24 protein-coding genes and 2 pseudogenes are annotated in these 22,948 nt (G+C 66.7%); 11 read left to right on the forward strand and 15 right to left on the reverse strand.

The window, feature by feature from the left end; translation table 11 throughout:
- Positions 1-9: 9 nt before the first annotated feature.
- The 6 genes from ccoP to INQ48_36075 are packed head-to-tail and all read left to right on the forward strand — an operon-like array spanning position 10 to position 5,054.
- Positions 10-933, forward strand: a complete 924-nt coding sequence (gene ccoP / locus INQ48_36050) for a cytochrome-c oxidase, cbb3-type subunit III (protein QRF62892.1) — start codon at positions 10-12, stop codon at positions 931-933.
- Between the two features lie 17 nt (positions 934-950).
- Positions 951-2,363 (forward strand): cytochrome c oxidase accessory protein CcoG, encoded by a 1,413-nt coding sequence (ccoG, locus tag INQ48_36055; protein QRF62893.1) that lies wholly within the window; start codon positions 951-953, stop codon positions 2,361-2,363.
- Positions 2,364-2,372: 9 nt separating this feature from the next.
- A complete protein-coding gene (locus INQ48_36060) occupies positions 2,373-2,681 on the forward strand; it encodes a FixH family protein (protein QRF62894.1) in 309 nt (102 codons plus the stop codon).
- Positions 2,678-2,944, forward strand: a complete 267-nt coding sequence (locus INQ48_36065; protein ID QRF62895.1) for a hypothetical protein — start codon at positions 2,678-2,680, stop codon at positions 2,942-2,944. Before INQ48_36060 ends, INQ48_36065 begins: the two co-directional genes overlap by 4 nt.
- On the forward strand, positions 2,941-4,347 hold the full coding sequence (hemN, locus tag INQ48_36070; GenBank protein QRF62896.1) for an oxygen-independent coproporphyrinogen III oxidase: 1,407 nt from the start codon (positions 2,941-2,943) through the stop codon (positions 4,345-4,347). The genes INQ48_36065 and hemN overlap by 4 nt, the downstream gene beginning before the upstream one ends.
- A gap of 2 nt (positions 4,348-4,349) precedes the next feature.
- Entirely contained in the window at positions 4,350-5,054 is a 705-nt protein-coding gene (locus INQ48_36075; protein QRF62897.1) for a sulfite exporter TauE/SafE family protein, read from the forward strand.
- Here INQ48_36075 and INQ48_36080 read toward each other — a convergent pair.
- The 3 genes from INQ48_36080 to INQ48_36090 form a co-directional block, all read right to left on the reverse strand.
- Complete coding sequence (locus INQ48_36080) at positions 5,023-5,289, reverse strand: hypothetical protein (protein QRF62898.1); 267 nt, start codon at positions 5,287-5,289, stop codon at positions 5,023-5,025. The genes INQ48_36075 and INQ48_36080 overlap by 32 nt on opposite strands.
- A gap of 170 nt (positions 5,290-5,459) precedes the next feature.
- Positions 5,460-5,654 carry a DUF2892 domain-containing protein gene (locus INQ48_36085; GenBank protein ID QRF63116.1) on the reverse strand — a complete coding sequence of 65 codons (195 nt, stop codon included), beginning with the start codon at positions 5,652-5,654 and terminating at the stop codon, positions 5,460-5,462.
- A gap of 95 nt (positions 5,655-5,749) precedes the next feature.
- The gene (locus INQ48_36090) at positions 5,750-7,330 is read right to left on the reverse strand and encodes an oleate hydratase (protein QRF62899.1); all 1,581 of its coding nucleotides are present in this window, start codon (positions 7,328-7,330) and stop codon (positions 5,750-5,752) included.
- A gap of 249 nt (positions 7,331-7,579) precedes the next feature.
- On the opposite strand from INQ48_36090, the gene INQ48_36095 reads away from it, so the two are divergent.
- Positions 7,580-8,404, forward strand: a complete 825-nt coding sequence (locus INQ48_36095) for a universal stress protein (protein ID QRF62900.1) — start codon at positions 7,580-7,582, stop codon at positions 8,402-8,404.
- An 8-nt stretch (positions 8,405-8,412) separates the two neighbouring features.
- Entirely contained in the window at positions 8,413-9,765 is a 1,353-nt protein-coding gene (locus tag INQ48_36100) for an MBL fold metallo-hydrolase (GenBank protein QRF62901.1), read from the forward strand.
- Between the two features lie 22 nt (positions 9,766-9,787).
- Here INQ48_36100 and INQ48_36105 read toward each other — a convergent pair whose 3' ends face one another.
- The 4 genes from INQ48_36105 to INQ48_36120 all read right to left on the reverse strand — a co-directional run bounded on the left by INQ48_36105 (position 9,788) and on the right by INQ48_36120 (position 12,905).
- Entirely contained in the window at positions 9,788-10,777 is a 990-nt protein-coding gene (locus INQ48_36105) for a zinc-dependent alcohol dehydrogenase family protein (GenBank protein ID QRF63117.1), read from the reverse strand.
- A gap of 106 nt (positions 10,778-10,883) precedes the next feature.
- Positions 10,884-11,603, reverse strand: a complete 720-nt coding sequence (gene phbB / locus INQ48_36110) for an acetoacetyl-CoA reductase (GenBank protein ID QRF62902.1) — start codon at positions 11,601-11,603, stop codon at positions 10,884-10,886.
- Positions 11,604-11,605: 2 nt separating this feature from the next.
- Entirely contained in the window at positions 11,606-12,259 is a 654-nt protein-coding gene (locus tag INQ48_36115) for a BON domain-containing protein (GenBank protein ID QRF62903.1), read from the reverse strand.
- A gap of 139 nt (positions 12,260-12,398) precedes the next feature.
- Positions 12,399-12,905, reverse strand: a complete 507-nt coding sequence (locus INQ48_36120) for an ornithine carbamoyltransferase (protein QRF62904.1) — start codon at positions 12,903-12,905, stop codon at positions 12,399-12,401.
- Between the two features lie 236 nt (positions 12,906-13,141).
- Between INQ48_36120 and INQ48_36125 the strand changes: the two genes are divergently transcribed.
- Positions 13,142-13,909 carry a Crp/Fnr family transcriptional regulator gene (locus INQ48_36125; GenBank protein QRF62905.1) on the forward strand — a complete coding sequence of 256 codons (768 nt, stop codon included), beginning with the start codon at positions 13,142-13,144 and terminating at the stop codon, positions 13,907-13,909.
- Between the two features lie 21 nt (positions 13,910-13,930).
- On the opposite strand, the gene INQ48_36130 is transcribed toward INQ48_36125, so the two are convergent.
- From INQ48_36130 to INQ48_36140, 3 genes are all read right to left on the reverse strand, one after another.
- Positions 13,931-16,048 (reverse strand): PAS domain S-box protein, encoded by a 2,118-nt coding sequence (locus tag INQ48_36130; protein QRF62906.1) that lies wholly within the window; start codon positions 16,046-16,048, stop codon positions 13,931-13,933.
- Positions 16,041-16,769, reverse strand: coding sequence for a response regulator transcription factor (locus INQ48_36135; GenBank protein QRF62907.1), 729 nt, complete (start codon positions 16,767-16,769; stop codon positions 16,041-16,043). The genes INQ48_36130 and INQ48_36135 overlap by 8 nt, the downstream gene beginning before the upstream one ends.
- A 105-nt stretch (positions 16,770-16,874) precedes the next feature.
- Complete coding sequence (locus INQ48_36140) at positions 16,875-19,244, reverse strand: phosphoketolase family protein (GenBank protein ID QRF62908.1); 2,370 nt, start codon at positions 19,242-19,244, stop codon at positions 16,875-16,877.
- 195 nt (positions 19,245-19,439) lie between these two features.
- Here INQ48_36140 and INQ48_36145 point away from each other — a divergent pair, with 195 nt between their 5' ends.
- Positions 19,440-19,853, forward strand: coding sequence for a hypothetical protein (locus INQ48_36145; GenBank protein ID QRF62909.1), 414 nt, complete (start codon positions 19,440-19,442; stop codon positions 19,851-19,853).
- A pseudogene (locus tag INQ48_36150) lies at positions 19,850-20,549 on the forward strand (universal stress protein). Before INQ48_36145 ends, INQ48_36150 begins: the two are co-directional and overlap by 4 nt.
- A 9-nt stretch (positions 20,550-20,558) precedes the next feature.
- Here the strand turns inward: INQ48_36150 and INQ48_36155 are convergent.
- From INQ48_36155 to INQ48_36175, 5 genes and pseudogenes are all read right to left on the reverse strand, one after another.
- Positions 20,559-20,864 carry a response regulator transcription factor gene (locus tag INQ48_36155; protein QRF62910.1) on the reverse strand — a complete coding sequence of 102 codons (306 nt, stop codon included), beginning with the start codon at positions 20,862-20,864 and terminating at the stop codon, positions 20,559-20,561.
- A gap of 64 nt (positions 20,865-20,928) precedes the next feature.
- A pseudogene (locus tag INQ48_36160) lies at positions 20,929-21,423 on the reverse strand (response regulator).
- Positions 21,424-21,484: 61 nt separating this feature from the next.
- Positions 21,485-21,730 (reverse strand): BON domain-containing protein, encoded by a 246-nt coding sequence (locus INQ48_36165; protein ID QRF62911.1) that lies wholly within the window; start codon positions 21,728-21,730, stop codon positions 21,485-21,487.
- Positions 21,731-21,761: 31 nt separating this feature from the next.
- Positions 21,762-22,367: a hypothetical protein gene (locus tag INQ48_36170; protein ID QRF62912.1), complete on the reverse strand. Its 606-nt coding sequence runs from the start codon at positions 22,365-22,367 to the stop codon at positions 21,762-21,764.
- A 62-nt stretch (positions 22,368-22,429) separates the two neighbouring features.
- Complete coding sequence (locus tag INQ48_36175; GenBank protein QRF62913.1) at positions 22,430-22,888, reverse strand: universal stress protein; 459 nt, start codon at positions 22,886-22,888, stop codon at positions 22,430-22,432.
- Positions 22,889-22,948 lie beyond the last annotated feature (60 nt).

Raw genomic sequence — 22,948 nt, forward strand, 5'->3', positions numbered from 1 at the left:
AGAAGCACGATGAGCGATTTCATCAACCGTTTCTGGTCGGACTACGTGGCGGTGGTCTCGCTGCTGAGCATCCTCGGCTGCGTGATTCTGCTGTGGCTCACAGCCCGCAAGCGCATCGCGGCCAGTGCCGACAACACCACCGGCCACGTGTGGGACGAAGACCTGCGCGAGGCCAACAATCCGCTGCCCATGTGGTGGGTCGGCCTGTTCGTGCTGACCATCGTCTTCGGACTGGGCTACCTCGCGGTCTTTCCGGGCCTGGGGAGTTTTCGCGGCCAGTCTGATTGGAGTTCGCGCGGCGAGTACGAGGGGGAGTTGGCAAGGGCCATGCAGGAGCTCGCGCCTGTCTACGCAAGATACGCCACCATGCCCGTCGAAGAGGTCGCGAAGGACCCGCAGGCCAAGGCCATCGGCGAGCGGCTCTTCATGAACAACTGCGCCCAGTGCCACGGCTCCGACGCGCGTGGCAGCAAGGGCTTTCCCAACCTCACCGACAAGGACTGGCTGCACGGCGGCACGCCGGAGAAGATTGTCGAGAGCATCACCAAGGGCCGCGTCGGCATGATGCCGCCGATGGCCGCAGCCGTCGGCACCACCGACGACGTGAAGAACGTCGCCAACTACGTGCTGAGCCTGGCAGGCGAACCTCACGATTCGGTGCGCGCCGGCCTCGGAAAGTCGAAGTTCACGGCCTGTGCGGCCTGCCACGGCATCGGTGGCGTTGGCAATCAGGCTTTGGGCGCCCCCAATCTCAGCGACAAGGTGTGGCTTCACGGCTACGGCGAGTCCGCGATCATCCAGATGATCAACACGGGCAAGCAAAACGAGATGCCAGCGCAGGAAGGTCGCCTCACGGAAGCGCAGATCCGGATGCTCGCCTCGTACGTCTGGGGGTTCTCCAACAACATTAGCACGGCCGCAACCACGCCCTGAAACCTGAGATCGGCGCAATGACCCGGAAGATCGTTCCCATAGTCAGCGCAGGTAGCGAGGAGGTCGGCCTTTACGAGGCCACGAAAAAGATCTACCCCCGCAGCGTGCGCGGCCTGTTCGCGCGCTGGCGCTGGGCCATGGTCTTTCTCACCCAGCTGCTGTTCTACGGCCTGCCGTGGGTGGAGTGGGGTGGGCGGCAGATGGTGCTGTTCGACTTGGCCGCACGTCGCTTCTACATCTTCGGGCTGGTGCTGTACCCGCAGGATCTGATCTATCTCTCGGGCCTGCTGGTCATCAGCGCGCTGTCGCTCTTCCTGTTTACTGCGGTGGCCGGGCGGCTGTGGTGCGGCTACGTCTGCCCGCAGACGGTCTACACCGAGATCTTCATGTGGGTCGAGCACAAGATCGAGGGCAACCGCACCGCACGCATGCGGCTGGACGCCGAACCGATGTCGCTCGAGAAGCTGGTGAAGAAGTGGTTCAAGCACATCGTCTGGATCGGCATCGCGCTGTGGACTGGCTTTACCTTCGTGGGTTACTTCACGCCTATCCGCGAACTGGGCATGGCGTTCCTGCAGACGCAGATGGGCTCATGGGAGGTGTTCTGGGTCTTCTTCTACGGCTTCGCCACCTATGGCAATGCCGGCTTCATGCGCGAGCAGGTCTGCAAGTACATGTGCCCCTATGCGCGCTTCCAGAGCGCCATGTTCGATCGCGACACGCTCATCGTCACCTACGACGCCGGACGCGGCGAGCCGCGCGCGCCTCGCCGCAAGGGCCACGACCCGCGCATGCTGGCGCTGGGCGACTGCATCGACTGCGGCCTGTGCGTGCGGGTGTGCCCGACCGGCATCGACATCCGCCAGGGCCTGCAGTACGAATGCATCGGCTGCGGACTTTGCGTGGATGCCTGCGACACCGTCATGCAGAAGATGGCCTACCCGCCACGGCTGATCCGCTACGACACGCAGAACGGCATGGACGCCGGCTGGTCGCGCCGGCAATTGTTGTGGCGTGTGCTCCGGCCACGCGTGCTGGTCTACACGACGATCCTGGCGGCACTTGTGATCGGACTGCTGGCCAGCCTTGTCGTGCGTACGCCATTCAAGGTCGACGTGGTGCGCGACCGCGCCTCGCTGGCCCGCATTGCCGAGGGCGGGCGGCTCGAAAACGTCTACCGGCTCCAGATCATGAACGCCACCGAGAAGCCGCGGCACTACCGCATCGCCGCCGACGGGCTGGATGGCCTCGGCGTCTCGCCCGACGAGCCGGTGACGGTCGATGCGGCCGAGTCGCGCTGGGTTGCGGTGCGGTTGCAGGTCCCATACGGCACTGTGCCCGCCGGTTCGCAAACGGTGCATTTCCGCATCCGCGACGAGGACAGCGGAATGCAGGTTTCGGAAAAGGCGGCCTTCCTGGTGCCGCGCTGAAAGATTGAAATGAACACGGCAACGACAACGACGACAGCCACGGCGAACGAACAGGCAGCAGAGGCCTGGTGGCGCTATCCACTGCTCTGGATGGTGATCGGCGGTCCGGTGGCCGTGATGGTCGCGAGCTTTGCAACCTTCTGGCTGGCCTGGCGCAGCCCGGACGCACTGGTGTCCGAGGATTACTACCGCGAAGGCGTCGAGATCAACAAGACCCTGGCTGCGAAGAAGCTCCTGCCCGCGCTGGCTGGCCGCAACCATGCGATGACGCCGGCGGACGACCTGCCGGCCCCTTCGCCCCAGAAGGTCGCGCCATGAACGGGCTGCGCCAGCTCGCTGGCGTCCTGTGGCCATCCTTCCTGGTGGCCTGCTGCATGGAGGTGCTGGTGTTCGCGCTCGTCGATCCGGTCAACACGTTCTGCGGCGCCGACGCGCTGCGCATGTCGCGTCAGGGCATCTACACGGCGGCTTTCTTCGTTTTCTGGCTGATGGCCGCGGCCTCTAGCGCTTGCACGGCACTGCTCGCCAGGCCGTCCGTTGCGGACCTTTCCGACGCCCCCCTGCAGACACCCTCGCAATGACTCATGCCGCTCTCGCTCCTGTCCCCGGACAGACCCCGCTTCCCATCGATCTGCTGCGGCAGTTCGACGTTCCCGGGCCGCGCTACACCTCCTATCCCACCGCCGACCGCTTCGTCGAGGCATTCGGAGCCGACGATTACGCGCGGGCGCTGTGCCGCCGGCGCGAGGCGGGCGCGGGCGCGCCGCCGCTGTCGCTCTATGTCCACATCCCGTTCTGCGAGTCGCTGTGCTATTACTGCGCCTGCAACAAGATCGTCACCCGTCACCGCGAGCGCGGCCGGCAGTATCTTGCTTATCTGAGGCGCGAGGTGGAGCTCCAGGCAGCGCAGTTGGGGCGCGGCGCCACCGTTGGCCATCTGCATCTCGGCGGCGGCTCTCCCACCTTCCTGGATGACTCCGAACTCGGCGAGCTTATGGCGATGCTGCACCGCTCCTTCGCCTTCGTGCCGGGCGGCGAGCGCTCCATAGAGATCGATCCGCGCACGGTCGACGTGCAGCGCCTCGCGAACCTGGCCGCATTGGGCTTCAACCGCCTGAGTTTCGGCGTGCAGGACTTCGACCCCGCCGTGCAGCAGGCCGTGCATCGCATCCAGCCGGCGCAGCAGGTCTTTGCGCTGATGGATGCGGCGCGCGCGCTCGGCTTCGAATCGATCAACGTGGACCTGATCTATGGCCTGCCACGGCAGAACGACGCCTCCTTCGAGCGCACGCTGGCGCAGCTGCGGGAGCTGCGGCCTGACCGGGTCGCGCTCTACGCCTATGCGCACCTGCCCGAGCGCTTCAAGCCGCAGCGTCGCATCGCGGCCGAGGAACTTCCGGACGCCGCCGCGCGGGTGCGCATGCTCGCGAGCGCGATCGCGCGGCTCACCGAGGCCGGCTATGTCTACATCGGCATGGACCATTTCGCACTGCCTGACGACCCGCTCGCGATCGCCAAGAGGGAAGGGCGGCTGCAGCGTGACTTCCAGGGCTATGGAACCCGGCCCGAGGGCGACCTGATCGCACTCGGTGTATCGGGCATCGGCCGTGTCGGCTCGACGTACAGCCAGAACGCCAAGAGCCTCGACGAATACTGCGACCTGCTCGACCAGGGGCGCCTTCCCGTGATGCGGGGCCTTGCGCTGTCGCGCGACGACTTGCTCCGGCGCGAGGTCATCATGGCGCTGATGTGCCGCGGCAGGCTCGACTTTAACGCCATGGGCGATGCGTTCGCCATCGACTTCCGGCGCTACTTCGCTGTCGAGTTCGCGGCGCTCGGGCCGCTGGTCGCCAACGGCCTGGTGCGGTTGAGCGATCACGACCTCGTCGTCACCGAGCAGGGCTGGTTCCTGGTGCGCGCGGTCGCCATGGCGTTCGACCTGTACTGCCGCGCGAACCGCACGCGCTTTTCCCGCGTGGTCTGACCATGCTGCTCGCGCTCGCCGGTGCCGCGCTTCTCATGGGCCTTGCCGGCGGGCCGCATTGCGTTGCGATGTGCGGTGCCGCTTCATCGGCGGTGATCCGGATCTTGCCACTCGCGACGGTGGGGCAGCAGGGTGCGATGCCAGCGCTCACGGCACCCGGCGCCTTCCATCTGGGACGTATCTCGAGCTACGCGGCGGCGGGTGCCATCGCTGCCGCCAGCGTCGACAGCCTGGCGCTGGCCAGCACCCACGTTGCTGCGCTGCGGCCGCTGTGGGTGCTACTGCACGTGTTCGTGTTCACGTGGGGCGCGATGCTGGCCGTCACGGGGCGGCAGCCGCTGTGGGCACAGCGCATCGGCCGCTCGCTCGAATCGCGCCTTCGACCCCGTGCCGGCGGCACGTGGCTGGGCGTGCTCGCGACCGGGCTGCTGTGGGTTGCGCTGCCCTGCGGGCTGCTCTATTCGGCTCTGATGCTGGCGGGGCTGGCCAACGGGCCGTTGCAAGGTGCGACGCTGATGGCGCTGTTCGCGATAGGCAGCGGCGTTTCGCTGGTTGCCGGGCCATGGCTCTGGCAGCGTTTGCGTCTGGCCAGTCTCGGAGGGCGCCAGGCCTGGGGGGCGAGGGCGGCCGGCGTGCTGCTGACCGCCGCGGCGGCGCATGCCCTGTGGTCGGATCTCATTCGCCAGATCGACGCTTGGTGCCGATGAACTGCGATGGCTCCTCCGGGGGAGCATCGGCGGCAAGGGTCTTCCTTCCTGCAGGCGTGATGCCGACCACGGTGGCTGCATCCTGGCGCAGGCGGTCATCGAAGTCCGCGCGGGCGGGAGGGATCAGCGCCTCGACCTGGCCGGCGGCTTCGAGGATTCGCAGCCTGTCGATCATCGCGGGATCGGCCTCCGCGCAAGGCAGCTGCGCAGTGGCGAGTCTGCGGAGCAGGTTCATGCACATCGATCCATCTCCGAGAAGCTCAGTCCAGAGTGATCCACTTGATGAAAAGCTGGAACACGAGCCACAGAACGGCGATGCCGAGCACCGCGCACAGCACGATGAACAACAGCAGATAGACAGACATCCGATTCCTCATGACGCGGCGATGCAGGCGCATCCAACGCTCAGCGCTCGTTGTGGGAGAAGGTGCTGACGCCGAAGAGGGTGTAGGCCGGGCAATTGCCCACCACACCCGCCAGCAGCGGCACCACGCCGATGTAGCCCCAGAACCCGATGAGTCCCTTGGCTGCAAGCACGATCAGCAGCAAGCCCGCGCAGACGCGAAGCAGGCGGTCAAGGATTCCGACATTCTTCGACAGGAAAAGCATGTGACTTTCTCCTTTGAGCGGATGGAGAAGAATCTTGCTCGCCCGACCGAAGGCAGAGGTTGAGGTGGATCAAACCCCGGATCGAGTCAACCGATCAGTGTGCCCAGGCTCGCGAGCGCGACCTTCGGATCGGCGATGCCGTGGTAGATAGGCGGCACCTCGAGGTCTAGGCCCATGAGTCCGTAGACCCCATGCATTGCGCCGCGCACCGAGTATTCGACCGTGAAGACGACGTCCTCGGGGATCTCCACATACTGGCCCAGCAGGGCGAAGTTCTTCGCTCCGGCCGGGATGACAGGTGGTCGGTCCGATGCGCTGCGGCATGCGAACTCGCTGGTGATGTAGGGCATCATCACGGGCACCACGGTCGTGGTGCGTCGTACCTCCTCGAGGATGTCCTCGAAGCCAAGGTGATGCATCAGCTCCGTGAGAATTTCCTGGCCGCTGGCCTGGGCCATCGTCCTGTCGACGTGGTTGCCCTGGATGTCGACGAGCAGTCCATAGCCCCATAGCGTGTAGATGCCCTCGGGCTGGTCCTCGAAGTGCGGCGCGTGCGGCACCACGATCGACATCAGCCAGCTCGAATCCTTGAAGGTCATGAGTCCGCCGGTGCCGGGCGGATTGCCAGAGAACGCCTGGATGCGTCGGATCAGCAACGGGTTGCGCATCGTGAGCGTGAACGACTCCCACTTGCTCTCGTCCACGTTGCCGCAGAAGGTCTCCGGCCGGCCGAGGCCCGGCGCCTTGCGCGCCATGCTGCGCCACAGAGTCCAGGCCCCGTCTCTCCGGTCGCGCACGAGTTCAGGCGCCTGCTGGTCGGTGCCGTTGCGTGAATCGGCGGTCATGGAGCCGATGGTTACGAAGGCACATTCTTCCGCGCCGATGCGATACGTCAGTGGCTGGCCGTCCTTCACGCAGTGCAGGGTCTCGAGCCGCAGGCCGTCGGAGCTGCTGGCAAAGTCCGCATCTATCACGCGTATGCCGTACTCGATCCGCACCCCGCGATCCAGCAACCAGGTCACCATCGGACGCACGATGGAGTCGTACTGGTTGAACTCTGTGCGCCGCACGCCTCCCAGTGTGTGGATGCGCGGCAACTCCTGCAGGAAGCGCAGCATGTAGCGCTTCAGCTCGACCGCGCTGTGCCAGTTCTGAAACGCGAATGTCGTGCGCCACATGGCCCAGAAATGGGTGTCGAGGAAGTGCGCGGAAAAGCATTCCTCGATGCGCCTGGTGCCCAATGCGCGTTCCGGCATGGCGAGCAGGCGCATCAGTTCCACGCGGTCCTGGAAGTTGAAGCCCAGGTCGCTGGCGTCGAGGATGCGGCGATTCCGGTCGATCAGACGGGCGTGCGCGTCGGAGCGCCACATCGCATTGAAGGCCTGGATCTCGTCGCGCACCGTGCGGCCCGTTGAGCTGAGCGCAGGAATGCTCTGCAGTACGTTCCAGAGACAGGTATATGTCTCGTCGGTGAACATGCGTCCTCCGCGTGTCACATAGCCTTGAGCGGCATTGCCGGTGCCATCGAGCGCGCCGCCTGGTGTCTGCGCTTCTTCGAGAATTCGGATGCGCGATCCGGGCATTCCGGCGTCACGGATCAGCAGCACGGCAGCGGACAGGGCGCCGATGCCGCTGCCGACGATGCAGGCTTGTTGGAAAGATGTCATGGTGCAGTGCCCTTGGTAAGCGGGTGAATGAGGCCGAGCCACGCGGCGTCGGATGCGGATGTGCCATGACGGCATGAGCAGTGGTACGAGATCCGAGACTAGGCACGTACCACCGGCACGACCTTGCGCCGGATCAAGCCTCGGCACCACCGGAGTCAAGGCTCGCGGGTGGTTGATGCAGCGCAAGGCTGCACGCGACGAGGGGGCCTAAGGTCACCGCACCACATCCCGCCAACCCAAGGAGCCCTCATGCAGACCCCGAAATCCATCCTGCTTCACCTCGACGGTTCGGTCCGCACGGCGGAGCGCATCAAGCTGGCCCGCCAGCTCGCCGAGACTTTCGATGCCGAAGTGACCGCCCAGCCGTGCACCCTGTCCGCGCTCATGCGCTACCCCTATGCGATCGAGGCCGCGGCGGAAGCGGTCGCGATCATGCAGGAGATCGACAAGGACGCGCGCGACAAGATGCACGCCACCTTCATGACGCACAGCGAGGGCTCCCAGCGCCTGCATTGGGTCGAGCCGGAAAACGACGGCCCATGGGGATTCGGGCGGCGAGCCCTCTATGCCGATCTGTTGATCCTCGGCCAGCGCGACCGCAACGACCCGATGGACGGCGAACTGCCCGGCGATTTCCTGCCCAGCGTGCTGGTGCAGAGCGGCCGGCCAGCACTGGTGCTGCCATATGCAGGCTCCATCGGACCCATCGGCCGCAACGTGCTGGTGGCCTGGAAGGAAACCCGCGAATCCGCGCGTGCGGTGACCGCCGCGCTGCCGTGGCTGCGCCAGGCGGCGCATGTGCATGCCGTGGCCTACGGCGTGGGCGCGGAGACGGCACTGCAGAGCCTGCAGAACTACCTGCGGGCGCAGGGCGTCCAAAACATGGCCCTGCACCCCGCGGGGGACAACGACGACGATGTCGGCAACAAGCTGCTGTCCCTTGCCTCCGACCTGAGTTCCGACCTGCTGGTGATGGGCTGCTACGGCCACAGCAGGGCGCGCGAGTGGGTGATGGGTGGTGCCACGCTGTCCATGCTCCAGTGGATGACGCTGCCTGTGCTGATGTCGCACTGAGGCGCACCGTGCGCATCGACTTCCTCGGCGGCACCGGTACCGTCACCGGCTCGAAATACCTGCTGACGCACGAAGGCCGGCGGCTGCTGGTCGATTGCGGGCTCTTCCAGGGGTTGAAGCAACTGCGCCTGCGCAACTGGGACGTACTGCCGGTCGACCCCGCCGGCATCGATGCCGTGCTTCTGACGCATGCGCACATGGACCACAGCGGCTTCGTGCCGCGCCTGGTGCAGCTCGGCTTCAAGGGCAAGGTGTACTGCAGCGCGGCCACCCGCGAACTCTGCGAACTGCTGCTGCCCGACTCGGGCCGCCTCCAGGAAGAAGACGCCGACTTCGCCAACCGCCACGGGCATTCGAAGCACAAGCCGGCGTTGCCGCTGTGTACCGAGCAGGACGCGCGCGCGGCCCTCAGGCGCTTCGACGTTGTCCCGTTCGGCCAGGAATGCTCCCCGTGGCCGGGTTGGTCCTGGCAGCTCCGCAGGGCAGGGCACATCCTCGGTGCCGGCAGCCTGCGAGTGGGCTGGGAAACATCGAGCATCCAGTTCTCGGGCGACCTGGGGCGCAGCGATGACCTGCTGATGCGTCCGCCCGAGGCCGTCGAGCCGGCGGACTACGTGGTGATGGAATCGACCTACGGTGACCGCACGCACCCCGCCATGGACACGCTGGCCGAGCTGGCAGGAGTGATCAACCGCACGGCCGCGCGCGGCGGCATCGTGGTGATGCCGGCCTTCGCGGTGGGGCGCGCGCAGACGCTGCTGCATTGCATCCAACTGCTCAAGCAGGCGCGCCGCATTCCCGACATGCCTGTCTACCTGAACAGCCCAATGGCAGCGGACGCCACGCGCATCTACCGCAAGCACATGGACGAGCACCGGCTGAGCGCCGAACAGTGCGCCGCGATGCAGGGACAGACCATCATCGTCAACACGATCGAGGAATCGCGGCGGCTGAACACGCTGGACTTTCCTTCGATCATCGTGTCGGCCAGCGGCATGGCGACGGGCGGGCGGGTACTGCATCACCTGAAGGCCTACGCGCCCGATCCCAGGAACACGATCCTGTTCACCGGTTTCCAGGCTGCTGGTACGCGCGGGGCAGCCATGGTGGCCGGCGCCGACGCGGTCAAGATCCACGGCGCCTACGTGCCGGTGCGCGCCGAGGTCGCAAGCCTCGAGACCCTGTCTGCCCATGCCGACCGCGACGGCCTGATCGCCTGGCTCGATGCCCAGCGTGCACCACGCCGGGTGTTCGTGACCCATGGAGAGCCGGTGGCTGCCGATGCCCTGCGACTGGCCATCGAGGAGCGACATGGCTGGCCGTGCATCGTGCCCGAATACCGGGCGTCGCACGAACTCTGAAGCCCGCCGTGTGCTGGCTTCGTCAGGGCACGAGCACCGCGGCGCCCTCGATGCGACCAGCGCGCAGGTCGGCCAGTGCTTCGTTGGCCTGGGCGAGTGGATAGGTCTTCGCGTGCACCTGCAGCGGATGCTCCCGTACGAAATCGAGAAACTCCTTCGCATCGGCACGCGTGAGGTTCGCCACCGAAACCAGACCCCGCTCTTCCCAGAGCAGCCGGTAGGGAAATGCGGGGATGTTGCTCATCTGGATGCCGCCGCACACCACGCGGCCACCCTTGCGCACGACGCGCAGCGCGGCCGGTACCAGTTCGCCGGCGGGCGCGAAGATGATGGCTGCGTCCAGCGGCTGCGGCGGTCGCTCGTTCGAGCCGCCGGCCCACGCTGCGCCGAGGCTGCGTGCGAACGCCTGCGTCGCACGGTCCGCGGGCCGGGTGAATGCAAAAACCTTGCGGCCCTGGGCGATGGCGGCCTGTGTCACCAGATGCGCCGCGGCGCCGAAACCGAAGATGCCCAGCCGTTGCGCATCTTCACCGGCTGCCTTCAGGCTGCGCCAGCCGATTAATCCCGCGCAGAGCAGGGGCGCGATGCGGACCGCATCGGCCTCGGGCATGTCCAGCGGAAGGCAGAACGCGACCTCGGCGATCACGTGGCTCGCAAAACCGCCGTCGCGGTGGTAGCCGGTGAAGCGTGGCGCATCGCAAAGGTTCTCGTGGCCGCTCGTGCAGTAGGCGCAGCAGCCGCAACTGTGGCCCAGCCAGGGCACGCCCACGCGATCGCCCAGGCGATGGCCCGTCCCCCCCGAGCCGATCGCCTCCACGATGCCCACGATCTCGTGGCCGGGCACGATCGGCAGCACAGGCAGCTGCAATTCACCGTCGACGATGTGCAGATCGGTGCGGCAGACGGCACAGGCCAGCACGCGCAGACGCAATTCGCCGGGGCCGGGCTCCGGGATGTTGCGCCACTCCATCTCCAGCGGCAGCAGCGGGGCGCTCAGCATCATGACGCGCATGCTCGGCGCGACCACGGCGGAAGCCGCGAAGTCGGCGGGGGTCAGGGAGGTGGAGGTCGTGTGCATGGACGGTCTCGCTGGAACGACGGATTCGGGCGTTGCCGCTTCAGGCCATGTACTTGCCGCCGTTGATCGGCAGCGTGATGCCGTTGACGAAGCCCGATTCGTCGGCGACGAGAAACACTACCCCGCGCGCGATCTCCGCTGGCGTGGCCAGACGCCCGGCCGGGATGGTCGCCAGGATGCGCGCCATCACCTCCGGCGCGACCGCTCCCACCATGGCGGTGTCGGTGTATCCCGGGGCCACCACGTTGGCAGTGATGTTGTGCGAGGCGCCTTCGAGCGCGAGCGACTTGGTGAAGCCGACGAGGCCGGCCTTCGTTGCCGCGTAGTTGGCTTGGCCAGCCTGACCGGACTGGCCATTGACCGAACCCATGTTCACGATGCGGCCGAAGCGCCGCTCGCGCATGCCGCCGATCGCGGCACGGCACATGTTGAAGCAGCCGCCGAGGTTCACCTCCAGCACCTCGCGCCATTGCGCGATGCTCATCTTGTGGAGCATGGCATCGCGCGTGATGCCGGCGTTGTTGACCAGCACGTCGATGGGGCCGAGTTCGTCCTCCACGCGCGCGACGCCGGCCCGGCAGGCGTCGAAATCCGCGACGTTCCAGCCGAAGGTGGGGATGCCGGTGCGGGCGGCGAAGGCCTGCGCGGCCTCGGCGTGGCTGGCGAAGTTCGCCGCCACGCGGTAGCCCGCGGCCTGCAGCGCCTCGGCCGTGGCTGCGCCGATGCCGCAGGTGCCGCCCGTGACGAGCGCGACACGCATGCTCAGGCGTCCACGAACAGGTCGTTCACCACCACCGAGACGCCCGGCGTGGCCCATGCGGCACCTTGCACCGCGTCGCGCTCGGTCCAGGAGTGAACCGTGCCACGCAGCGTGACCTGCGAGCCGTCGACCGTGATGGAGAGTTTGTTGGCTTCGCGCTCGGCCTGGCGCGAGAGCGCCTCGTGGATCTTCTTCTCGACATCGGCAGGCGTCACCTTGGGCTTGACCTTCACGAGGTTCGACACGCCGGTCACGCCCATCAAGTTGCGCACGGCGATCTCGGCGGCGCTGCGCTGGTATTCCAACTCGACCTCGCCGGTGAGCGTCAGCCAGCCTTTTTCCGCCATGGGGCGGATCTTGCCGTCGGGCACGAGCACGTTCCACTCGAGCGCGCGCTCGGCCGCCAGGGCGATGTCGGCGTCGGTGCGCTGGTTGTCGAAGGGCAGCTTGACCGTCAGCTCCACCGCCAGTGCCTTGACGCCATGCACGCGTTGCACCGCGCGCTCGATGGCGTACTTCTCGGCGTAGTGTGCGAGATGGCCGGTGAGAGTGACCACGCCGTCCTTGACGATGACGCCGATGTCGGAGGACTTGACGTCAGGTGCCCATGCCAATTCGGCCTGGATGTCGTCGCGCAATTGGGTATCGGTCTTCATGGGAATTCCTTGCAAAGGATGGACGAAGGGGCGGTCGGCGCGCGGGATCGGCGACAACCGTGGGATCCACTGTAGGATGCGGGCACCAGGCCTGTATTGCGCTGGATCAAGGAGCGCGCGGCACGTGCGGTCGCCGGGCTCAGGCGATGGCGTCGAGCAGCAGGGCCTGGAGCACGAAGCGCCGGTTGTCGGCCAGAGGGGTCTGGTCGCCGAGCAGTTCGGCGAGCCGGTCGACAGGATGGGCTTTCATGGCGGCTCCGTTGAATACAGGTATGCCGGCGTGCTGGCCGATGCGCTGCACAAGCGCGGGGTCGAGGCCCTGGCATTCCACGGCGTCGTAGAGGCGGCCGAGCATGCGGGCGGTGTCCTGTACCTCTTGCGGCGCGCTCGCGAGCGAAAGACCTGGACGCATGACGGCCACGTGTGCCCCCAGTTCCTCTGCCGCGTTGCGGAACAGCGTCTGCGATTCGTCCGGCGCGGCATCACACAGCAGCCCCAGGTTCTTGCCACGCAGCAGCCGGGGAATACTCCCGTCTAGCGCCGAGCGCTGGAGCAACCGGGCGCGACACAGCAGGCTCGTCACCTCCAGGGGCGAGAGCGATGACGGCACGGGCTCGAGGGCGCAGGTCTGCTGGGAGAAGGGCATGGCGATGGTCATATGTGACCTTGCGAGGCTAAGTGCGCCGGAGGCCCCGGACTTGATGCAGGTCAAGGAGCAGGGGCATGCAAATGTGATCTGCTGCACGCCGCACGCCGCTGATACACGCCGGACACATTGCATTCACCGAGCGTTACTCACCGATTCTGGCCGTTGTCGTTGCGTTGCCGATGGCTTCCTAGCATCCATCTATCGACACGCGACAGACCACCTAGGAGTCCCAGATGCTCAACACCGTCACCCCCTCGATGCCCGCTGCAGTTTCGCCCACCCCAGTTCCGTTCGGCATCGACCGGGAGTGCATGGGACAAAGCACCGCCGACACGCTGAAGCTCCTCGGTGAGCAGCTCAAGCCGCAGCGTCGCGTCGTACACACGGGCGATACGATCTACCAGGCGGGCGAGCGCTTCGGCAACCTCTACATCCTGAACTCGGGCTTCTTCAAGATCATGAATCTTTCGGCCGACGGGCGCGAGCAGGTGGTGGGACTTAAGTTCCGTGGCGACTGGCTCGGTTTCGACGGCATTGCCAGCGGACGCTATTCGTGCGATGCCGTGGCCATGGACACCGGAGAAATCTGGGTCGTGTCATACGAGGCAGTGCTGGTCGCCTGCGCGGCGAATCCCGCCTTGCTGCAGGTGCTGCATGCTGCCATGAGCCGCGAGATCGCACACGATCGGGATTCGCTGATGTCAGTCTGCACGCTGCCGGCCGATGCGCGCGTGGCCGACTTCCTGCGCTACTGGGCCGAGACGCTGGCCGAGCGAGGCATGCGCACCGACGAGATCACCCTGCGCATGACGCGTGCGGAGATCGGCAACTACCTGGGAATGACGCTCGAGAGCGTGAGCCGTGCGCTTTCGCGGCTGGCACGCGACAACGTCATCGGCTTCACCACGAAAGGACGCCGCGACGTGCAGATTCCCGATGTGGGCGCGCTGTCGGCCTTTGTCCAACGCTGCCTGGCACCCGCGCCTGCGATGCTTCAGTAAGAGCGCACCACATCTGCGCGCTCAGGCGCGGCCGGCCAGCACCTTCGCCATGGCCCGCGCGAGTTCGGAGCGCGCATAGGGTTTGCGCAGCAATTCCCAGCTCTGGGGCACTTCGCGGTCGGCATCGAGAAGTTCCGACGAGAAGCCTGACATCAACAGCACTGCCATGTGCGGAAAGCGTTGTTGCACCTCGGAGGCAAGCCGCGTGCCACGCATGCCGGCGCCCAGGGCGATGTCGCTCAGCAGCAGATCTAAGGGCCCGACGCCCGCATCCAGCGCCGACAACGCCTGTTCGGCCGTGGCAGCAGCGAAGACCTCGCAGCCCAGGGTGGTCAGGAAGGTGCGCACGACTTTGCGGACCTCTGCGTCATCCTCCACCAGCATTACGCGCAAGCCGGGCGGAATTGTCTCGTCGGCGCGTTCATCCTCATCGGTGGACGTGGCCGGGGCTTCTTCCAGCTGCGGCAGGTAAAGCGTCACGATAGTGCCCTGTCCGACCTTGCTGTCGATCGAGACTGCGCCCTTGGACTGGTTGACGAAACCGTACACCGTGCTCAGGCCCAGGCCGGTGCCACGGCCGACCTCCTTGGTCGTGAAGAAGGGCTCGAAGGCACGTTCTTTCACTTCCTCGGACATGCCGGTGCCACTGTCGGTGATGGAGATCGCGACGAAGCACGCGGCAGCATCGTTGCCCGGGTCGTTGCGCTGGCTGCGCAGGGCCGGCGGCAACGCACTGCACAGTTCGGTGCGAAAGCGAAGCGTGCCACCATCGGGCATGGCGTCGCGCGCATTGATCGCGATGTTGAGCAGTGCCGATTCCAACTGGCCCGGGTCGGCCATCACGGGCGGACAGCCGGGCACGGTGTCGATTTCTATGCGAATGCGCTGGTCCAGCGTGCGACGCAGCATGTCCGCCAGTGAGTGCAGCAGCGTTTGCGTATCGACGGCGATCGGTTGTAGCACCTGTCGGCGGGAAAACGCAAGCAACTTGCCGGTAAGCTCCGCGCCGCGCCGCGAAGCGCGGGTGGCGGCGCTCAGCAGCTGTTGAACATGGCTGTTCTGCGACAGGGCGGGGGACTCCTCCAGGACCTGGAGGTTGCCCTGGATGACGGTCAGCAGATTGTTGAAGTCGTGCGCGATGCCGCCCGTGAGCTGGCCGACGCTTTCGAGCCGCTGCGAATGGTTGAGCGCCTCCTCGGTCTGCATGCGCTGCAGGCTGGTGGCAAGCAGGTTGGAGAGCGATTCGAGGAAGCGCACCTCCTCGTCCCCGAAGCGCTTTGACTCCTCCGAGCGGACCGACAGCATGCCGATCACGCGCCCCCGATCCGACAGCGGCACGGCAAGCGCGCTGACGAGGCCGGCGTCAAGGTAGGCCTGGGGCACGGAGAAACGGTCTTCCTTGCCGTAGTCCGGCACCACGACCGGCCGGCCCTGGGCGAACACGAAGCCCGGCGGGGTGTCAGGGCGGTTGGCGATGCGTGCGCCTATCTCCTCGCCGTCGATCAGGCCAACGCCGCTGGCCACGCGGAACTCCAGGCGGTTGCTATCGAGTAGCCACACCACTGCGACTTCGACCTGCAAGGCCGTGGTGATGATTCCCGGCACATGCTGGAGCACCACCTGCAGGTCGCGCGTATCCACCGCCAGGCGCCCGAGCTGGGCCAGGTGTTCGCTGTAGCGGGCGCGTTGCAGCGCCTGCTTCACCCGAGGGTAGGCGCCGATGTCCCTGATGGCCGCCACGACGAACGGCAATCCGTGGTTCTGCAGCGGGCTGAGCGCAATCTCGACCATGACCTCGCTGCCATCCTTGCGCTTGGCCACCAGCTCCATGTGCGTGCCCATCGGGCGGGGACGGGGAGCGCGGCCATAGGCCTCGCGGTAGGAGGCATGGCGCGGGCGGATGCTGTCGGGCACCAGCACGTCGACGTTCAGGCCTGCAAGCTCGTCTTCGGCATAGCCAAGCAGTGCTGCCGCCGAGGGGTTGGCGAGCATGATGGAGCCGAACTGGTCCACCACCAGGAGCGAATCCGGATAGGCGACGAAGAGCGAGCGGAACACGCTGCCTTCGTCGAAGTCCGAGAGCGAGCCGGGGACGACCGCATCGGGCAGAAAGGGCGGGTTGCCCGCAGCGTCAGCCATGGGAAACCGGTGGCACCAGGATGTAGCCCGCGCCTCGCACCGACTTGATGAGTTGCGGATCGTCCGCGTCCGCCTCGATCTTCTTGCGCAGCCGGCCGACCTGCACGTCGATCGTACGGTCGAATGGTGCAGCCTCGCGTCCGCGCGTCTGCTCGAGCAGGAAGTCGCGTGACAGCACGCGGCCGGGATGGCGGGCAAAGGCCTGCAACAGGTCGAATTCGCCGCCGGTCAGGGCCACTTCCTCGCCCTGCGGACTCCTGAGGTTGCGCGCGGCGGTGTCGAGCTGCCAGCCGGCGAAGCGCAGCTTGTCGGGAGACGCCGAAACGCCGGCGGCGAATGCGGGTGTTCCCGGGGTCAAACGCCGCAGTACGGCCTTCACCCGCGCGACCAGTTCGCGCAGGTCGAAGGGCTTGGTCACGTAGTCGTCGGCGCCCACCTCGAGGCCCACCACCTTGTCCACCGCATCGCCCCGGCCGGTGACGATGACGAGGCCGCAACGCCAGCTGTCCCGCAGGCGGCGCGCAATGGAAAAGCCGTCTTCACCAGGCAGGCCGAGATCGAGCAGCACGAGGTCTGCGGGGTCGGAATCCATCAGCGTGATGAGGCTGCGGCCGTTGTGGATCTGGGAGACGCGGAAGCCGTGGCTCTGCAGGTAGTTGGCCAGCAGCAGCGTGATGTCAGCCTCGTCGTCGAGGACTGCGATGTGTGGGGCAGGTTTCATGTGCTGGCAAGGAGATTGAGCACGAATTTCTTAAACATTCTTTCTCAAGATGAGCGTAGCACGCAAGCGACGCCGACAGCACCTTGGGTACCCTTCGGCCGGCAGCTATCGTGTCCAGCGCCAGTTCTCGATCTCCGGCATGTCCCGGCCGTGGCGGGTGATGTAGGCCCTGTGCTCCAGAAGCCGGTCGCGCAGGTGCTGCTGCACATGGCCCGTGCTGTCGCAAACCCCCGGCGTGCGAGAGATGGCGTCGGCCGCCAAGTGGAAGCGGTCGAGCCGGTTGAGCACCGTCATGTCGAAGGGCGTGGTGGTCGTGCCTTCCTCGCAGTAGCCGTGGACATGGAAGCCGGGGTGGTTGCGCCGCCTGTAGATCAGCCTGTGGATCAGCGCGGGGTAGCCGTGGAACGCGAAGATCACGGGCCGATCGGTGGTGAAGATGGCGTCGAAGTCCTCGTCCGCGATGCCGTGGGGGTGCGCGGAGGGAGACTGCAGCGCCATCAGGTCGATCACGTTCACCACCCGCACCTTCAGCTGCGGCACCCTCTCGCGCAGCAGGTCGACGGCCGCCATCGTCTCCAGCGTGGGCACGTCGCCAGCGCAGGCCATCACGACGTCGGGCGCACCGCCTTCGTCGTTGCTCGCCCAGTCCCAGATACCGAGGCCGGCAGTGCAGTGGCGCATCGCGGCGTCGATGTCCAGCCATTGGGGCGCGGGCTGCTTGCCGGCCACGATCACGTTCACGTAGTCGCGGCTGCGCAGGCAATGGTCGGTGACCGAGAGCAGGGTGTTGGCGTCCGGCGGCAGGTACACGCGCACGACCTCGGCCTTCTTGTTGACCACGTGATCGAGAAAACCCGGGTCCTGGTGGCTGAAGCCGTTGTGGTCCTGGCGCCAGACGTGGCTCGTGAGCAGGTAGTTCAGCGATGCGATCGGCCGTCGCCATCCGATATCGCGCGACACCTTGAGCCACTTGGCATGCTGGTTGAACATCGAGTCGACGATGTGGATGAAGGCCTCGTAGCACGAGAAGAAGCCGTGCCGCCCCGTCAGAAGGTAGCCTTCGAGCCAGCCCTGGCAGAGGTGTTCGCTGAGCACCTCCATCACGCGGCCGTCGGGCGAGAGGTGGTCGTCGTCCGGCCATACCTCGGCGGTCGTAGTTCGTCCGGTCACCTCGAACAGAGCGGTGAGCCGGTTCGATGCGGTTTCGTCCGGCCCCATCACCCGGAAGTTGCGCTCCTGCTCATTTACCCGCATGACTTCGCGAAGAAAGTTGCCCGCGACGCGCGTGGCTTCGGCATCGATGGCGCCCGGCGCTTCCACCGGGACGGCATGCACGCGAAAGGGCGGCATCGTCAGGTCCTTCAACAGCAGCCCGCCGTTGGCGTGCGGGTTGGCGCTCATGCGGCGCCGGCCCTTAGGCGCGAGCGCGGCAATCTCGGGGCGCAAGGCGCCGTTTGCATCAAACAGCTCCTCGGGCCGGTAACTGCGCAGCCATTGCTCGAGCAGTTCGACGTGGTCCGGCTTCGAGGCGAAGTCGGCCAGCGGCACTTGGTGCGCGCGGAAGGTGCCTTCGACCTGCAGGCTGTCGACCCGGCGCGGGCCGGTCCAGCCCTTGGGAGATCTCAGCACGATCATCGGCCAGCGGGGCCGTGTGCGAAAACCCCCGGTGCGCGCGTTTGCCTGGATGGCGCGAATGCTCTCCAATACGGTGTCGAGCACCGACGCCATCTGCCTGTGCATTTCGGCGGGCTGGTCGCCCACGACGAAGTAGGGCTCGTGGCCGTAGCCGCGCAACAACTGCGCCAGTTCTTCCTCGCCGATGCGCGCGAGCACTGTGGGACCCGCGATCTTGTAACCGTTGAGATGCAGGATCGGCAACACCGCGCCGTCGCGCCGCGGATTCAGGAACTTGTTGGAATGCCAGCTCGCAGCCAGCGCACCGGTCTCGGCCTCGCCGTCGCCGATCACGCAGCAGGCCAGCAGCGAGGGGTTGTCGAAGACCGCGCCGTAGGCGTGCAGCAGCGAGTAGCCCAGTTCGCCGCCCTCGTGGATGGAGCCGGGCGTCTCGGGGGCGACGTGGCTCGGAATGCCGCCGGGGAACGAGAACTGCGTGAACAGGCGTCGCATGCCATCAGCGTCCTGCCCGATCGCCGGATAAACCTCGCTGTAGGTGCCTTCGAGCCAGGTGTTGGCCACCACGCCCGGTCCGCCGTGCCCCGGGCCGGCGATGAAGATCGCATCGAGATCCCGCGTGTTGATGGCGTGGTTCATGTGCGCGTAGATGAAGTTCAGGCCCGGCGTCGTGCCCCAATGCCCCAGCAGGCGCGGCTTGATGTGCGAGAGCTCGAGCTTCTCTTGCAGCAGCGGGTTGTCCATCAGGTAAATCTGACCCACCGAAAGATAGTTGGCGGCACGCCACCAGGCATCGAGCAGCATGAAATCGTCCGGAGCAGCCGGCAAAGGAGTGAAGGCCATGTCGAGTCGCTTTCTCTTTCTGGGTGGACGGAAATTCCAGTATGGGCATGCCGGCGCGCGCGAGGTTGACCGCGATCAAACCGGTAACAACCGATACAGTGAGCGTGGTTTGCGTTGCCTTGATCCCGCGCAAGGCGGGAGGGGTATCGCGGCCTCAGCATCTGTCCAGGCGCCTACCGGGCGAGAGGACACACCATGAGCAACGACCTGACTTTTCCACTGGCCCTGTGCAAGGCGCAGTTCGGCATCTGGCTGCACTCGCTGGAGATGCTCGAGACGGTCGGATCGCGCATCCTGCAGGACGGCATCGCGCTGACCCGCGCCGGGGCGGACGCCGTCATGCGGGCCGAGGACTGGCCAGCGCTGGCCATGGCGCCGGTGAGGGCGCTGCGAGGCTCTGGCGCGGACGGCTCGCCTCGCGCGCCGGCAACCGCCGCCGCAGTGACGCCGACCATCGCTGCAGATCGTGCGAGCGTCGGGGCCCCATACTCCCGGCGGACCGTCGTGACCGACGCGCTGCATACCCTGCACGTGGCGCTTGCCACGGCACCGCGGGCGCGCCCGCAGCGCATCGGCCACAAGAGCGCTGCAAAGCGAGCCAAACGATGACGCTTCCGACCATCTCCGTGTACCTCGACCACATCGAGCGGTGCGAGGTCCGCACTCGTCTGGAGGCCCGTCTCGCCAGGAGGCATCGCAGCCACCTCATGGACATCGTGCCGACCGGCAATGCCGGAAGATCGTGCACAGGAGCCTTCACGCGCTGGCAGTGAAGGCGCGGCCGGCGTCCTCGTGATTGTCGGGCAGGCGGACGAGGCGGCGGCCGTGGGTGATGCGGAGCGCCGCTTGCCGGAGGATGTGATGCTCGAGGCGGGACGGCCCGTGCTCATCGTTCCGCGCACGGGCCATATCGCGGCGGGACTGGACCGCGTCCTCGTGGCCTGGGATGGGAGCCGCGAGGCGTCGTTGTCGCTGCACCGCGCCATGCCGCTGCCGCGCAAGGCTGCGCGTGTCACGCTGATTTCGCTCTCGCGCGAAGGCGAAGGCGAAGCCGATTCCGAGATTGCGCCGGACCCCGCGGGGATGAGCGGCTGGCTGACGCGGCACGGCGTGAGGGCCGATGTCGAGCGAACCGTGACGTCGCTGCGCATCGCCGACACCCTGCTGGATCGCACCGAGGCGCTGGGCAGCGAGTTGCTCGTGATGGGCGGCTACGGCCATGCCCGCATGCACGAGCAGCTGCCGGGCGGCGTGACGCGCGACGTGCTCGCGCAGTCGCGGGTTCCCGTGCTGATGACGCACTGAAACGCGCGGCTACAGCAGTCCCTCGTTGGTGGCCACGATGACCGCCTGCGCGCGCGTGCGGGCGCGCAGCTTCTGGCAGATGTTCTTCATGTGCGCGCATACCGTCTGGGTGCTGATCGACAACCGCCGGGCGAAGTCCTGCGTGACGTGACCCTGGGCCAGGAGCTGGAAAACTTCGCGTTCCCGGGCCGACAGCATCCTGCGGACGGCACCGTTGTCGCCTTCCCGAGCGGGGGCGGGCCGTCCCTGGCACACGAGCAGGTGCCGGCTCACGTTCGGCGAAACCGCCGCCCCGCTGTTGACGACCTGCAGCACCGCCTGCGTGAAGTTCAGGAACCACGAGTTTTTGACCAGAAAGCCCGAGGCACCAGCGGCGAAGGCCCCGGCGGACCTGGAGCTCGTCGTCCAGCGTCGAGTGCACGATGATTTCGGTCGAACTGCGGTTGAGCCTGGCGCTCTCGATCAGGTCGAATCCCTTGCCGCCGCCGAGCCGCAAGTCGAGGACGAGCACGTCGAACTCCTGCTGCGCCAGCAGCCGCCTGGCTTCGGGCAGGCGGCCCGCTTCGCCGACGACGCACACGCGGGGGGCGGCAACCAGTTCATGGGTGATCACGCGCCGCGCATGGTTGTCTTCGTCCATCAGCAGCACCCCGACCGGCTTCTCTGCCTGACCGGCCAGGAAGCTCGGCCACGGGGTCAAAGCAGTCGCGCCGGGCTCTTCGCGCGGGAGCTTTCGATGCCTTCGAGCCATTGCGGTGCACCGCGCGTCAGCGACATCGGTTCGGGCGTGGTCATGTCCAAAGTCGGTTTCTGTTGTTCTTGGTTGCTTCGGGTCCGATTCTTTTGGCGCACCCGGCGACAGGTCTTGATGCATATCAAGGTGTTCGCCAGGAGGGCGAATAGGTCTACCACGTCGGGTGGCAGACGGGGCCCGCTCAGGCCGGATGGATTCCGGCCCTCACGGCGACCGGGCGGACGATGAGTCTGTTCAGCAGCGTCGTCAGGCCCTCGGTGCGGCGAGCCGCGCGCTCGGCCGCTGTGCGCTGGGCCTCGTCGGCTACCTCGCCGCGAAGCGTGACCACCCCGTCCTTCACGCACACGTCGACATCGCAGGCGTTGACGGCGGGGTCCCAGTTGAGTTGCGCGAAGACGTCGTGCCGGAGTTGAATATCAGGATTCATGGCAGTGCTTTCCGACGATCGGGGAGGGATGTCATTTCTTCTCGGCGCCCGCCGGACGGGCAGCGCGCTTCGCGGCCTCGAGCGTGCGTGCTGATGCGTCGGCGACGGTCTTTGCCGCCGAGCGCATGGCTTCATCGGCCTTGTCGAGCGCCTCGCGCGTGGCCTGCGCCGCCTTTTCGGCTTCTTCCTTGCTGGCGGAACGGCTGACCGATTCCTCGGCGCGCGCAAGGGCCTCCCTGGAGGCCTGTGCAGCCTTGCTGCTTTCTTCCTGGGCCGACCGCGCAATGTCCTTGCTTTCGTCGAGTGCCTTGCCGGCCGACGCGGTGGCCTTTTCCTCCAGACGCGTCGCGGCCTGCGCGGCTTTCTGCGCAGCCTGGCGGATGCTTTCCGCCAAGGCCCTGGACACCTTGCCGGTGGTCAGCTTGCTCTTCTCGGCTGCGGCCTTGGCTGCATCTGCCGCCTTGCGCGCTGCCTTCTCCGCGTCGCGGGCGGCCCGGCCGGCAGCATCTCCCGCTTTCTGCATCGAGCTTTCCGGCGGGCTGAGCTGCCCGGGGGCCGTGTAGTCGGCGGCAAATGCGCAGGCGCTTGCGGCAAGGGCCGCCGATGCCAGCAGGGTACGGAGAGTGTTGTTCGTCATGTTCTTCCTGTCGGGTGAAGTTGATGGAATTCGCAATGGAGGCCGGATCGCAGTGGCCTGGTTCAGCTTGCCGACGCCCCGCGCACGAGCAGCACAGGCACCGGGCTGCTGCGCGCCACACGGTCGGCGTCGCTGCCGAGTGCGAGCCGACTCAGCCCGCGGCGACCGTGGGTGCCCATCACGATCAGGTCGCAGGAGGCCTTGGCGGCTTCGTCGGTTACTACGTCGGCGATGCGGCCCTGCGTGACTTCGCGCAGCACGGTCTCGGCGTCCACGTCGGCGGCGGTGGCCTGGGCCAGCGCCCTGGACAGCACCGACTCGCCGTATTCGCGCACCTTCTGGAGGCCTGCCTCGAAGCTGGAGATCGTCGATATCTCCGCCAGCATCGGAAAGTCGTCGATCACATGAAGCAGCCGCAGCTTGCTGTCGAGGTCGCCGGGGAGACGGATCGCTTCCTGCAGGCCGCGATCGGCCGTGGGACTGCCGTCCAGCGGAACCAGCAGGTGCTTGTAGATGGACATTGCTTTTTCCTCGGGACCGCCTGCGATGGGAACCCGCCGCCGGCCCCGGCGCGACGGGCA

Source organism: Variovorax paradoxus, from assembly GCA_016806145.1.
Taxonomy (GTDB): Bacteria; Pseudomonadota; Gammaproteobacteria; order Burkholderiales; family Burkholderiaceae_C; genus Variovorax.

What these genes read in the sequence shown, in the direction of transcription:
- INQ48_36145 (QRF62909.1), top strand. Translation starts at nt 19,440, where the DNA reads ATGAGCAACGACCTGACTTTTCCACTGGCCCTGTGCAAGGCGCAGTTC.
- INQ48_36130 (QRF62906.1), bottom strand. Translation starts at nt 16,048, where the DNA reads ATGGCTGACGCTGCGGGCAACCCGCCCTTTCTGCCCGATGCGGTCGTC.
- INQ48_36115 (QRF62903.1), bottom strand. Translation starts at nt 12,259, where the DNA reads ATGAAGACCGATACCCAATTGCGCGACGACATCCAGGCCGAATTGGCA.
- INQ48_36065 (QRF62895.1), top strand. Translation starts at nt 2,678, where the DNA reads ATGAACGGGCTGCGCCAGCTCGCTGGCGTCCTGTGGCCATCCTTCCTG.
- INQ48_36165 (QRF62911.1), bottom strand. Translation starts at nt 21,730, where the DNA reads ATGAATCCTGATATTCAACTCCGGCACGACGTCTTCGCGCAACTCAAC.
- ccoP (QRF62892.1), top strand. Translation starts at nt 10, where the DNA reads ATGAGCGATTTCATCAACCGTTTCTGGTCGGACTACGTGGCGGTGGTC.
- INQ48_36175 (QRF62913.1), bottom strand. Translation starts at nt 22,888, where the DNA reads ATGTCCATCTACAAGCACCTGCTGGTTCCGCTGGACGGCAGTCCCACG.
- INQ48_36140 (QRF62908.1), bottom strand. Translation starts at nt 19,244, where the DNA reads ATGGCCTTCACTCCTTTGCCGGCTGCTCCGGACGATTTCATGCTGCTC.
- INQ48_36120 (QRF62904.1), bottom strand. Translation starts at nt 12,905, where the DNA reads ATGCCCTTCTCCCAGCAGACCTGCGCCCTCGAGCCCGTGCCGTCATCG.
- INQ48_36125 (QRF62905.1), top strand. Translation starts at nt 13,142, where the DNA reads ATGCTCAACACCGTCACCCCCTCGATGCCCGCTGCAGTTTCGCCCACC.
- phbB (QRF62902.1), bottom strand. Translation starts at nt 11,603, where the DNA reads ATGCGTGTCGCGCTCGTCACGGGCGGCACCTGCGGCATCGGCGCAGCC.
- ccoG (QRF62893.1), top strand. Translation starts at nt 951, where the DNA reads ATGACCCGGAAGATCGTTCCCATAGTCAGCGCAGGTAGCGAGGAGGTC.
- INQ48_36090 (QRF62899.1), bottom strand. Translation starts at nt 7,330, where the DNA reads ATGACATCTTTCCAACAAGCCTGCATCGTCGGCAGCGGCATCGGCGCC.
- INQ48_36135 (QRF62907.1), bottom strand. Translation starts at nt 16,769, where the DNA reads ATGAAACCTGCCCCACACATCGCAGTCCTCGACGACGAGGCTGACATC.
- INQ48_36080 (QRF62898.1), bottom strand. Translation starts at nt 5,289, where the DNA reads ATGAACCTGCTCCGCAGACTCGCCACTGCGCAGCTGCCTTGCGCGGAG.
- INQ48_36170 (QRF62912.1), bottom strand. Translation starts at nt 22,367, where the DNA reads ATGACGAACAACACTCTCCGTACCCTGCTGGCATCGGCGGCCCTTGCC.
- INQ48_36075 (QRF62897.1), top strand. Translation starts at nt 4,350, where the DNA reads ATGCTGCTCGCGCTCGCCGGTGCCGCGCTTCTCATGGGCCTTGCCGGC.
- INQ48_36095 (QRF62900.1), top strand. Translation starts at nt 7,580, where the DNA reads ATGCAGACCCCGAAATCCATCCTGCTTCACCTCGACGGTTCGGTCCGC.
- hemN (QRF62896.1), top strand. Translation starts at nt 2,941, where the DNA reads ATGACTCATGCCGCTCTCGCTCCTGTCCCCGGACAGACCCCGCTTCCC.
- INQ48_36105 (QRF63117.1), bottom strand. Translation starts at nt 10,777, where the DNA reads ATGCGCGTCATGATGCTGAGCGCCCCGCTGCTGCCGCTGGAGATGGAG.
- INQ48_36060 (QRF62894.1), top strand. Translation starts at nt 2,373, where the DNA reads ATGAACACGGCAACGACAACGACGACAGCCACGGCGAACGAACAGGCA.